General features: G+C 53.9%; 13 protein-coding genes. 5 read left to right on the plus strand and 8 right to left on the minus strand.

Annotation, left to right across the window (positions count from 1 at the left end; all coding sequences use genetic code 11):
* Positions 1–149: 149 nt before the first annotated feature.
* Together IGQ16_RS06270 and IGQ16_RS06275 are read right to left on the minus strand one after the other, a co-directional pair.
* Positions 150–848 (minus strand): DUF1995 family protein, encoded by a 699-nt coding sequence (locus IGQ16_RS06270; protein ID WP_024125224.1) that lies wholly within the window; start codon positions 846–848, stop codon positions 150–152.
* Positions 849–853: 5 nt separating this feature from the next.
* The gene (locus IGQ16_RS06275; RefSeq protein ID WP_024125223.1) at positions 854–1,183 is read right to left on the minus strand and encodes an Hpt domain-containing protein; all 330 of its coding nucleotides are present in this window, start codon (positions 1,181–1,183) and stop codon (positions 854–856) included.
* Between the two features lie 203 nt (positions 1,184–1,386).
* Here IGQ16_RS06275 and argC point away from each other — a divergent pair, with 203 nt between their 5' ends.
* Positions 1,387–2,439 carry an N-acetyl-gamma-glutamyl-phosphate reductase gene (argC, locus tag IGQ16_RS06280; RefSeq protein WP_297060656.1) on the plus strand — a complete coding sequence of 351 codons (1,053 nt, stop codon included), beginning with the start codon at positions 1,387–1,389 and terminating at the stop codon, positions 2,437–2,439.
* 3 nt (positions 2,440–2,442) lie between these two features.
* On the opposite strand, the gene IGQ16_RS06285 is transcribed toward argC, so the two are convergent.
* The 3 genes from IGQ16_RS06285 to hemH all read right to left on the minus strand — a co-directional run bounded on the left by IGQ16_RS06285 (position 2,443) and on the right by hemH (position 4,163).
* The gene (locus IGQ16_RS06285) at positions 2,443–2,613 is read right to left on the minus strand and encodes a hypothetical protein (protein WP_024125221.1); all 171 of its coding nucleotides are present in this window, start codon (positions 2,611–2,613) and stop codon (positions 2,443–2,445) included.
* A 19-nt stretch (positions 2,614–2,632) separates the two neighbouring features.
* Positions 2,633–2,917: a hypothetical protein gene (locus tag IGQ16_RS06290; RefSeq protein ID WP_024125220.1), complete on the minus strand. Its 285-nt coding sequence runs from the start codon at positions 2,915–2,917 to the stop codon at positions 2,633–2,635.
* A 79-nt stretch (positions 2,918–2,996) separates the two neighbouring features.
* Positions 2,997–4,163 (minus strand): ferrochelatase, encoded by a 1,167-nt coding sequence (gene hemH, locus IGQ16_RS06295; protein WP_041429144.1) that lies wholly within the window; start codon positions 4,161–4,163, stop codon positions 2,997–2,999.
* Between the two features lie 120 nt (positions 4,164–4,283).
* On the opposite strand from hemH, the gene IGQ16_RS06300 reads away from it, so the two are divergent.
* From IGQ16_RS06300 to IGQ16_RS06310, 3 genes are all read left to right on the plus strand, one after another.
* On the plus strand, positions 4,284–5,876 hold the full coding sequence (locus tag IGQ16_RS06300) for an Hsp70 family protein (protein ID WP_297060653.1): 1,593 nt from the start codon (positions 4,284–4,286) through the stop codon (positions 5,874–5,876).
* Between the two features lie 12 nt (positions 5,877–5,888).
* A complete protein-coding gene (locus tag IGQ16_RS06305) occupies positions 5,889–6,152 on the plus strand; it encodes a DUF3146 family protein (protein WP_297041306.1) in 264 nt (87 codons plus the stop codon).
* Between the two features lie 65 nt (positions 6,153–6,217).
* Entirely contained in the window at positions 6,218–6,412 is a 195-nt protein-coding gene (locus IGQ16_RS06310; protein WP_024125216.1) for a hypothetical protein, read from the plus strand.
* Here the strand turns inward: IGQ16_RS06310 and IGQ16_RS06315 are convergent.
* From IGQ16_RS06315 to IGQ16_RS06325, 3 genes are read right to left on the minus strand one after another with little or no spacing between them, the layout of a single operon-like run.
* Positions 6,390–7,538: a site-specific integrase gene (locus IGQ16_RS06315; protein WP_024125215.1), complete on the minus strand. Its 1,149-nt coding sequence runs from the start codon at positions 7,536–7,538 to the stop codon at positions 6,390–6,392. The genes IGQ16_RS06310 and IGQ16_RS06315 overlap by 23 nt on opposite strands.
* A complete protein-coding gene (locus IGQ16_RS06320; RefSeq protein WP_297060655.1) occupies positions 7,513–9,822 on the minus strand; it encodes a heavy metal translocating P-type ATPase in 2,310 nt (769 codons plus the stop codon). The genes IGQ16_RS06315 and IGQ16_RS06320 overlap by 26 nt, the downstream gene beginning before the upstream one ends.
* A 35-nt stretch (positions 9,823–9,857) precedes the next feature.
* Positions 9,858–10,826 carry a bestrophin family protein gene (locus IGQ16_RS06325; RefSeq protein WP_157869693.1) on the minus strand — a complete coding sequence of 323 codons (969 nt, stop codon included), beginning with the start codon at positions 10,824–10,826 and terminating at the stop codon, positions 9,858–9,860.
* 186 nt (positions 10,827–11,012) lie between these two features.
* On the opposite strand from IGQ16_RS06325, the gene IGQ16_RS06330 reads away from it, so the two are divergent.
* The gene (locus IGQ16_RS06330; protein WP_024125212.1) at positions 11,013–11,222 is read left to right on the plus strand and encodes a chlorophyll a/b-binding protein; all 210 of its coding nucleotides are present in this window, start codon (positions 11,013–11,015) and stop codon (positions 11,220–11,222) included.
* Positions 11,223–11,471 lie beyond the last annotated feature (249 nt).

An 11,471-nucleotide genomic window follows, 5' to 3' on the forward strand; every position in this document is an offset into this window, starting at 1 on the left:
AAAGAGCGCAGAGCCGCCCGTCGCCCCCCCCGCCGCCGTTGAACCATCTCCACCGGCACCTGCGCCCTCGCCAGCACCGACAGACACAACGCCGGAGGGATCACCTCCGCCAACGAGTAACACTGAACCGGCTACCCCTTAGAGGGTGTCTAGTTCTGAAGTGCTCGTAAAAAGGCAGCCAAGCGACTAAAGATTCCCTGACCACGGGGTTGACCTTGGGGGGTGAGGGCACGCTCAATGTCCTCGCTACTGGGGCGTTGCGCAAATTCTGCTAAGCACGTGGGGGCTGCTTCACTGTATTGCCAAATTTGCCACGGTTGGGGATAACAGCGCCAGAGAATAATGGTTTCTGCGAGGGGACGCAGATAATAGCAGGGTTCGAGAGTGTTCAAAAATCGTTCCCGCAACCGGCGACCGGCGTAGCCAATGCCCACGGTGGCCACATCCTGTAGCCGTGGGTTCAAGAGAATAAAGGGGCGATCGCCCGCAGTCAGACACATCTGCTCAATTGCCGTGACCTCCACAGGGGTAGGGGCAACAATCACAATGGCGCGATCGCTCGCTTCAATGGGTGTCAGAAGTTCATTAACCCCCCGCACCCTATAGGGGGTTTCACCCCATTCACGACGAGCAAGAGCCGCAGAGCCAGCATCGGCAAAAAAGACCTTAAGATCACTGCCCATTTCGGCAAACAGGGGCAGGTAGCCAGCCGCCAAGCCCATGGGATTGAGATCAGGAAGCAGAATCTCGATTTGCAGGCGGTTTTTACCCTCTTGGAGCGCCGCTTGGGTGGCCTGCTGGGCTTGACTCAGGGCAGTCTCCAGGCTATCGGGCGGCAAAATGGACATGGGGGCTAGGCAGAGACTTCGCTGACCACGGTGTTAAAGAGGCGCTGCAGCTCCTCTATGAGCGCTTTGGCCTGCCCTAGGGTCTCTGTGGTAGTGGACTGTTCTAGTTGGGCTGCGACTGCTTGCATGGCGCTAATACCGACATTGCCACTGGCTCCCTTGAGGTGATGGGCCTCTCGCTTGATTTGATCCACGTTCCCTTGGTTCACAGCTTCTGCCAAAGCCGCTAGGCGTTGCTGGGCATCCTCGACAAAGGTTTGTAGCAGTTCCAACTCAAACTCGCGATCGCCCCCCGAAAGGGTAGCTAAATAGTCCCAGTCAATTGGCGATGTCATCAGTTCCCAATTCCCCACAGGTGACTCGTCGTTATTGTAGCCTGTCCTAGCCAAGGCAATTCAAGGGTTGAGGCAAGAAGCATAGGGGGAGCTTTGTAATAATTCTTAACTTCCTGAGCGCAGTTTACCCCCTTGGCGAAATCAGGGATTCGATGGCACTATCGCAGTGGCTCAGCAAACAACCGCAGCAAAGACGAGGAACTATGGGCGATCGCGTGACGGTGGGGATTGTGGGTGCCTCAGGCTATGGGGGCGTCCAACTGGTGCGCTTACTCCTTGAGCACCCCCAAGTGGAGATTGTTTATCTCGGTGGTGAAGGCAGTGCCGGTCGCCCCTACACGGAGTTATATCCCCACTTGCAGGGGCGGGTGAATCTCACGGTGGAGCCCGTATCCGTGGAGGTCATTCGCGATCGCGCCCAAGTGGTGTTTCTCTCGCTGCCCAATGGCATCGCCTGTAAGCTTGTCCCGCAACTCCTTGAGCAGGGCTGTAAAGTGCTGGATCTATCGGCAGACTATCGCTTTCAGGATTTGGAAACCTACACCCAGTGGTACGGTGAACCCAGGGCAGATCAGGCTACGGCCCAAAAGGCGGTCTATGGCTTACCAGAACTCTATCGCGATCGCATTCGCCAAAGTGCCCTCATTGGTTGTCCGGGGTGTTACCCCACCGCTAGTTTGCTGGCACTGGCACCTTTAATGAAGCAAGGGCTGATTGAACCAAATACGGCAATTATTGATGCCAAGTCCGGTACCTCTGGCGGCGGGCGTCAGGGCAAAATCAATCTCCTCCTTGCAGAAGCTGACAATTCCCTTGCCCCTTACAATGTTGCGCGTCACCGCCACACCCCAGAAATTGAAGCCATTTGTAGTGATTTGGCTGGCCAAAGTGTTCTCGTGCAGTTTACACCCCACCTCGTGCCCATGCCTCGGGGGATTTTGGCCACTGTCTATGCCACCCTGCGGGATCCGGGTCTGGTACGTGAAGATTTGATCACTATCTACCAAGCCTTTTATCGCCATTCCCCTTGGGTCAATATCCTGCCCCCCGGCCTCTATCCCCAAACCAAATGGGCCTGGGGCACCAATGCCTGCTTTATTGGCATTGAAGTGGATGAGCGCACCGGCCGCGTGATTGTCATGTCTGCCATTGATAACCTCATGAAGGGCCAAGCTTCCCAGGCGGTGCAGTGTTTGAATTTGATGATGGGTTGGCCAGAGACGATGGGCTTACCGCAGGTTGCTTTTTATCCCTAGGACTCAAGTTTCATCCTGTGTCACCAAGGGCAGGCGATCGCCCCGTAGAATCTCCGTACTGGCTGCACTCAAGCATAACCCCATCTGCCATAATCCCTGTCCTAGGCACAAAGCCACCAGAAAGGGAGCAGTACTCAAGCTTAACAGTAGCGTTGTCGGTGTCAAGGGAGCCATCGGAACTCATCAATCAATATCAATCAACATCTGAACTATTCCCCTCCTCCTCAGGCGGAAGACTGGCAAAGAGCAATTCTCGGGATTTCTTTAGTTGTTTCCAGAGGGCCTTGATTTGATTGTAGGCCTCATCGCTAGTGATTTTTCCACCGGTTTCCAAGCCACAAATGTAGTTTACCCGTTGGGCAAATTCCTGCAAATTGGCATTAAAGGCCAAATTTTGGGGCGTAAATGGGCCGCGGTAGGAACTGATGGGGAAGAGGAACTTTTGTTTGTCAAATTCTGGCTTGGGCGCTTCAGACACAACTATAGCCTTTCTCAATGGCACTAGGTCTATTGTATCGAAAATTTTAAGATTCCCCCTCTCAGGCAGGCGACATTGCTCACAATAGCCCCAGCATATGTAAGGGGCCTTGACCACTGATGAGTTCAATCATCAACGCCAGAAAACCCAACATGGCCAAGCGACCATTCCAGCGTTCGGCGGCGGAGGTCATGCCCCATTCCCAGCGCTCCTGGGGATAAAGCTTCACCCGCTTGCGGGACTTGTTTACCTCAGCAAAGGTGCGCGGTGGTGCTGCTAGGGCATCCTTCACCAGTTGGGCAAGGGCGCTAATAAAACCATTGTGATCGTTGAGGGCGGGCACTCGCCGAAACACTTCAATGCCGGCTTCTTCAGCAATCTCGCGGTACTCGATGTCAATTTCTTGGAGAGTTTCAATGTGCTCTGAAACGAAGCTAATGGGCACCACAACCAGGGTTTTCACCCCTTGGGCTGCCAATTCGAGAATGACATCTTCGGTGTAGGGTTGCAGCCACTCGACCGGCCCCACCCGACTTTGGTAGGCCAGCACATGGGCATTGGGGCGATTGAGGGCAGCCATGATCAGCCTGACGCAGGCTTCAATTTCCTCTTGGTAGGGATCGCCGGCTTCGCTGACATAGCTTTTGGGAACGCCGTGGGCACTAAAGAAAACTACCGCCTCATCGGGGTTGGGACACCGATCCAGTTCTTGGCGAATCAAGTCCGCCATGGCGAGCACATAACCGGGGTGGTTGTACCAAGAGGGGATCAGCGTATAGCGAATTTTTTGCAATTCAGGGTCTTGATTCCATAGGCTCTCTAGGAGGCGAAAACTGGAACCACTTGTGCTAATGGAAAACTGAGGATAAAGGGGCAAAATCACCAGCTCGCGAATTTGATCCGCTTTGATTTGGGCGATCGCCTCCTCCGTAAAGGGGTGCCAGTAGCGCATCCCAATGTACAAGTTAGCCTCAATGCCAATGCCTCCTAAGGCGTCTTTCAGGGCACGGGCTTGCTGTTCGGTAATGCGCCGCAGGGGGGAGCCGCCACCAATTTGGGCATAGTTTGCCTGAGAGCGACGGGCCCGACTGGTGGAAATAAACCACGCAAGAGGCTTTTGGAGCCAACGAAAGGGGAGGCGAATGATTTCGGGATCGGAGAACAGGTTGTACAAAAAAGGGCGGACATCCTCGGGGCGATCGGGCCCCCCTAAATTGAGAAGTAGTACACCTGTTTGGCTCGCCATTCCCAAAATCACCTAAATCTTTTCGCGATCGCTTTCTTATTGTGACATACTCTCAGGATCTCAGGGGGAGAAAATCTCGCTAAGGTAAGGATTAAAGAATGTTGTTGATGTGTTCAAACGGTGACCTACGCAATTGATTTTGGAACCAGTAATACGTTGGTGGCGCGGTGGAATTCTGCCGCTCAAGCTGCCGAAGCGGTAACGCTCCCTGGACGCTCGGTGGGCTTTGGTGAGGTGCCTGCCCTTGTCCCCAGCTTGGTCTATGTGGAGGATGCCAGTGTGCCTCTGGTGGTGGTGGGGCAGCAGGTGCGCGATCGCGGGCTTGATGTGGTGGGCGATCGCCGATTTTTCTCGCGATTTAAGCGCGGCATTGGCACCACGGTACAGGGCTATTTACCAGAGTTAGATGGCTGTTCCTTGAGCTTTGAAACCATTGGCACCTGGTTTTTGCAAGCCCTGGTGCAAGAACTGAAACCCACTGGCGGCGGCGATGTCGAGCAGGGGCTGATTTTCACGGTGCCCGTAGATAGTTTTGAGACCTATCGCCGTTGGCTGTGGCAGGTGTGTGAGAGGTTGGCCCTTCAGCAAATTCGCCTCTTGGATGAACCCACGGCTGCGGCTTTGGGCTATGGGGTGGCCGATCGCCCGCTGATTTTGGTGATTGATTTTGGCGGGGGTACCCTCGATCTCTCCCTTGTGGAACTCAAGACCAATCAACGGCAAAGCAGTCCCTTGGGATTTATTCTCAAGTGGGGCGATCGCCAGTGGGCCGCTAGCGACAACCAACGCCCCCGCACCGCCCGGGTGATTGCTAAGGCAGGATTGAATTTAGGGGGCACGGATATTGATCACTGGATTGTCGATGAGTGGGTGAAGCGCGGGTTGCCTGCCAATAGTCTGCTGCTGCGCCTTGCTGAACGCTTAAAAATTCAACTCTCGCAGCAGCCCTACGCCCAACAGGTGTACTTTGACAGCGAAACATTCACCACCCTTGAACTGCGCCTTGAGCGGCCTGAACTGGAGGAGATTCTCCGGCAACAGCAGTTTTTCCAACGCCTCGATAATGCCCTCACTCAAGTACTACAACAGGCCCGCCGCCAAGGGATTACTCCCGACACAATTGATGCAGTTCTCCTGGTGGGGGGAACCACGCAAATGCCAGCGGTGCAAAAATGGGTTGCCGAGTATTTTGACCCTGCCAAGATCAGTGGCCAGCATCCCTTTACGGCAGTGGCCATGGGTGCCCTAGCGGTGACCCAAGGGCTAGAGCTCAAGGATTTCCTTTACCACAGCTACGGTATTCGCTTTTGGGATGCCAAGCTCAACCGTCATGGCTGGCACCCAATTATTCAGCGGGGACAGCCCTACCCCATGGCTGAACCCGTGGAATTGATTTTAGGTGCCTCGACGGAGGGCCAGCCTAGTATTGAACTGGTGATTGGTGAACTGGGGGATGAACAAGGGGGCGTGGAGATCTTTTTTGATGGCGATCGCCTGATTACCCGTAGTGTGGGTGAACAGACAGTGCAGCCCCTCAACGACACCCCCCAGGGCAAAACCCTCGCAAGATTGGATCCTCCCGGCTATCCGGGGAGCGATCGCATTCGTGTCCTCTTGCAAGTAGATGGCGATCGCCAACTGCGGGTCACCGTTGATGACTTGCTCACCCAAGAGCGTCTCATCAATAATCAAATCGTCACCCAATTGCGTTGACCGAGTTGAATTGTGGCTAGCCACCCCCTACCCCACACCACTGCCTATGTCCGCATCATTGCCCAAAGTTGGCAAGAGGGTCACATTCGTGGCCACGTCTGCGCTAGCGAGTACCAGTGGGAATTTTGTTGGCAATTTAAGGCCAAAAAACTGCAAATCTCCCCCGTCCTTGGACGTGCCCTGATCAAAGAACCCTTGGGCCGATTTCTGGAAGCCCAAGATTATCAATTGGAGCCGGGGGGCGATTATGAATTTGTTGTCCGTGCCAAATTTTAGGTGCGTTCCTCTGTGCCTAAGCTACAATCAGTGAGGAAACCTGTGCTGATATTGCCAGATAGCCTATGTTCTTGAGCGAATTAGCGCCCCTTGTTAAAGAGTTAAGCCAAAAACCCGTTGCCTTTATGGGGGGCTTTGTCTCTGGATTGTTGGGGTTGAGCCTCGATCAAAAGCCGGTGAGTGACTGGCTCAAGCAGTACGGCGACTATCAGCCCCCCAGTCCCCCCCCCAGTGACTTCAAGAGTATTCGCATTGAGTAAGGACACGAGTCACTGCCTGCCGTTGATCCCGTAGGGTCAGCCAGCGGTGATAGGTTTGGGTATGAATCGCCACACTGTGTCCCATCATCCGTGCGGCAACGGTATCGGGTAAGCCATAGTGAATTGTGCGCACCGCCCAAGCATGGCGCAAGTCATAGGGACGAAAGGGCAGGCCGTAGCGGCGAAATTGTTGATTGACCCGTTGGCCAATGCGCTGCAGTGTGGTTTTGGTTAAATCCGTATTGATCCTTGGCAACTGGGGCGATCGCAATCCAAAGACCTCAACCCACTGGGGAGGAAAGGGCCACACTTGATGGCAGCCAGTTTTTGTGGTTTCCTGCACCTCAATCATTCCTTGCGGGTCTCCGGTGACAAGGCCACTCAAATCGCAGAAAAACACTTCATGATTGCGCAGGCCATAGGTGGCCATCAAGCCATAGACATACCGCCACTGGGGATTGGGAATCTGTTGATAGGCGGCTAGAATCTCCTCATCACTGGGTAACTCCCGTGGTTGGAGCGATCGCCGTGAATAGGTGCCCCAAAACTGAGCAAGGGGAATCGGTAACGCCACCCCCAGGAACCGACAAAACCCTTGAAAGGCGGTACAGGCCACCTGTCGTTGTCGCTGATCAGCAGGGATTTGTTGCAACAGGCCATAGATCAATTCTGCTAACGAATAGTCGGGATGGGCGGCCGCGGCTTTGAGTAACTGCCGCAGATAGGGGAGATAGGCGGTTTCCCATGTCGTACGACTGAGATTCCCCTGAGCTAACCATGCAGTTTCAAAGGCGGCAATTTGCTCCCCCAAGGATAACTCCCCAAGACGCCCTAGCCCCTTGACCCGTTCATAGTCCTGCCAGCGAAAGGTGTTTTCGAGTAATTTGGCAGCAATAATTTTGGCTGCCTTCTCTGCTGCTTTAAGACCGCTGGGGGTGGCGGGTAACCCTAGACTTAAACGCTGTTGGTGGGGGCGGAGCCGATGGCTGCCCGGCCGGGGTGGCAGGGTACCCCGTAGGCTGAGGCGTTGGCCGCGCTGTTCAATTTGCAAACCCAACTGCGCCAGTTTGAGGCGTTGATTGACCTGCTGAAGTTGTTGGTCAAGTTTCTGAGGGGAGGTGGCCATTGCTCAGGGATTGTGAACTCACCTTGCTGCCGAAATGATCAAAACTGCGGCGAGGACGTTTTTTCCAAGGAATATCCAGAACCCCTGCTTGGGAGCGGCTACGACTGGGCTTGCGCTCAATTTTGACGGGGCGATAGTCCGTGAGGATGCGCAGGCTATTCAGTTCGGCCAAGAGGGTTGCCCCATTGCTAATCAAAACCGCAATTACGGGGTGCAGGCTCAAAAAGACCCCCGCTAAAACGACACTGACATTGGGAATGACCACAAGGGCAATATTTTGATTAATAATGTTCATCACCTCTTGACTGAGGGCGATCGCCTGCACCAATCCTTCAAGGCTATTGTTCATCAAGACAAGATCTGCAGTTTGCCGCGCCGCATCACTACCGTCAGCAAGGGTGATGGAAATATCAGCGTAGGCCATTGCTGCCGTATCGTTGAAGCCTTCCCCTACGTAGGCCACTACTTTTTCACCGCCATTTTTGAACTTCTCTAGGAGTGCGACTTTGTCCTCTGGCAGCATATTCGTATAGATTTGACCGGGGCGAAAGCCAGTGGCATAGCCCACCGCATTGGCGACTTCGTGGTGATCTCCCGTTACCATATAGCACTCAATGTCCCGCTGTTGTAGAGCGGCAATCACACTAGCGGCTTCAGAGCGTACGGGGTTGCTGTAGAACACCAGAGCCACCAGTTCACCGTTACAGGCAACACACGCAAGGGAACGATTCCAGAGGACGCCTTCATGGGTGCGCAGTTCATCGAGATCAATGGGCACTTGGCGATCGCGCATCAGTTGGGGGGTGCCCACCAAAATTTCCTGTCCCTCTACGGTTGCTGCGGTGCCTTTACCTGGCTCATAGACCCAGTCACTATAGGTGCCCGCCTCAATCCCGCGTTCAGCGGCATATTCAAGGATGGCAAGGGCAAAGGGGTGATTGATTGACTGTTCCACGGTGGCCAGCCAATAGAGCAGCGTTTGCTCACTCAGGCCGGGCTTGAGGAGATTGACCCCCACAATCGTTCCCTTCACCTCTGTCAACGTGCCAGTTTTATCAAAAACAATAACATTGACCCGCGAGAGGAGTTCAAGGGCGCGGCCATTGCGAAAATAAACCCCGACATGGGGAGCATGGGTGAGGGCTGCCAAAATCGCAGTGGGAATTGTAATGCCAATACCTGAGCCAAAGTCCAATTGTAGGGGGGCGATCGCCCGATGGGCATCTAGGGTAGCACCATAGACAATGGCAGCAACGCCCATCGCAGGTAAAATTGCTTGGTTGGAGATTTCCTCAGCGTAGTTTTCAATGCGGGTATCCAGTTGGGGCGCTTGGCGAGCCAGTTGCAGTGTTTTGCCCACCTGAGTATCCTCACCGACGGCTTGGGCAACCACGCAAATTTGTCCGCGCACCACAAGAGAAGACGCAAGCACCGTTTGCTCAGGCTCACAGGGCAGTAGATCCGACTCTCCTGTGAGAAACTGCCGCTGAATCACAGCAGACCCCCAGAGCACGGTACCATCCACAGGCACAGCAGATCCGGCGGCTACAATCACGCGATCGCCCACCTGTAGCTCACCCACAGAGACATTTTGGCGAGTGCCGCCCCGCTCTACCCAATAGGTGCGCTGTTGATCCAGGGGATCAAAAACTTGCTTTTCCCCCACTTGAGCGGTCATATCCCGCAGGGCCCCGCCCAGCTGATTCATAAAAGCGGCTAACACCGGCGCCATGTATTCCCCTTGCAGCGTATGCAGAATCGTCCACAGGGATTCCAGTTGGGTGACATTGAGACGGCGATGTTCGAGGTTCTCTAGGGCTTCTTGGAAGGTGGGTAGTGCCACAACCGCAATGACAGTGGCGACAATGGCCGGGTAAAAGGGCGTTTGTACCGGCAGCAGCGCCACGATCGCCAGCGCCAAGGTGGATAGCGCCATTTTCTCGATAAAGTAGCTGGTGTTCCAGGGGGAGTACACCAACTTATCAATGGGTAGGATCCCCGCCAGTGGAGGGAGATGCTCAGCTGCTGCGGCCTGAATCAATTGGCCAAAGCGCTGAAGGGGATGATTCGCTTCAGGGTTGTACTGGACAATCAGGCTAGCGGCGGGCAAGTTGAGGCGAATCTGTTGCACACTCTTTTCTTGCACAAACAGAGCTTGCAGTTGCCGCCCATAGCGATCGTCATATTGCAGTCGGGGAATCCGTAACCGCACTCGCCCTGGTAAGTGATGCACCACTTCGTAATAAACCTTTGCTGGCGGAGGGGAAAGCACAGTTGCAGTCATGGTCAATTACCCCTAGAAACTCATGAGGAAAAGGGCTAGGCTGAGCGATGGCGATGAGTCGGCGCACTAATCAGGTCATTGATATTTTGCTGCATTGTTAGGCAAATGGCATCCAAGGGCAGATCATTGAGGTCACGGCCAAAGGGATTTTCAATTTCGATGCCAATCTCTTCGACGCCAAAGAGGGTAAACGCCATGAGTCCCACCATTGGCCCCGTCCACCACGCCAGGTTATCCACCAGTTGAAAGGGCAGCAGTAAACAATAGAGAAATAGTAACTGCTTGAGGTGAATGGCGTAGGCAAGGGGCATCGGTGTTTTTAGAATGCGCTCACAGGCGCCCATCGCATCCACCAGTTGCACAAGGAGTTCATCCATGTAGGTAAGTTGATATAAGGACAGGTGCCCTCGGCGGTGTTGGTGGTGCAGATAGTCCTCAAGCCAAAGGGCAATGCGCAGGGGGACATTTTGTACGGTTTGCAGTTCTTTGTATTGGTGGGGCTTGAGCAGGGGTTCCAGTTCGGCAAAGGGCTCCCCCCGCAAGTGTTGCTTGGTGGCGATCGCAAACACCCCCACTAAATGAACAGCATCAATTTTAGCTTGGCGATCCTCGGGACTATTCTCGTCAATGGCGGTCCACATCAAGCGGGTTAGGCTGCGGGAACTATTAACAATGTTGCCCCACTGGCGGCGGCCTTCCCAGAAGCGCTCATAGGCAGTGTTGGTGCGAAAGACGAGGAGCAACCCCAGCACAATCGACGGAATCAGACTGCCCAGAACTGGCCAGTGGACATTGATCACGTAAAAATCGATCGCCGTCACCAAGGTGCCAAAGACACCGCAAAAGAGCACTTCTGAGAGAATGGCCGGAATGACGGAGCCCCGCAGCCGCAGAGCCAGACGTAACCACTGCGGCGGTTGCAACAAAAACTTCGCTACGCCCGAGTGATCTAGAGGTAATTGGCGTTTGGAGCGGTGAAAACCGAGGAAAGAGAAGCGGCTCATGAATACCAGGGGCGATTCCCACCCCAATCTTTAGCACACTGGCGTGCTGAAACGGTGTTTTGACGGCCAAGAACAACTGAAGAGACTGCAAATCTTAAGAAAATCCGTTAGCTCTTGCCATTCCCCAGTAGAAGTGTTAACTTATATTAAGAACAAGAAACACTTCGTAACAAAAGGGGTATCAAAATGAAAGGTGGCAGCATTATTGATGAGCAAGGCAAAATGAACAACTTTGCCATCGAACCCAAAATGTACGTGATGAGTGAGCCGCAAGCCGGCTTTACTCCCTACGCAGAACTCTTCAATGGTCGGCTGGCCATGATTGGGTTTATCTCCCTGTTAGCCTTGGAAGTGATTACGGGCCACGGTCTGATTGGCTTTTTGAATAGCCTCTAGGTCGTTGCTGCGCTCTTAGGCCTATCAGTTCTTCAGCAGCCCTTGCGCCGCTAGAGAGAACAAAAAATTCCTGGAATGGGTCAGCCTACCTTTCGGGGTGGGCTTTTTCCTTTGAGCCTTTAATGGAATGAATCAATCATAACTTATGGTTGATGTCTTACTCCTAGGCACAGAGCCATGATAAGGTGACTAGAAAATTTGTCTGGTTAGTCTATGCCATGAGAACAATTTTGCGCGTCCTAGGGTACT

The sequence above is a fragment of the Thermosynechococcus sp. M3746_W2019_013 genome (assembly GCF_015296045.1).
GTDB lineage: Bacteria > Cyanobacteriota > Cyanobacteriia > Thermosynechococcales > Thermosynechococcaceae > Thermosynechococcus.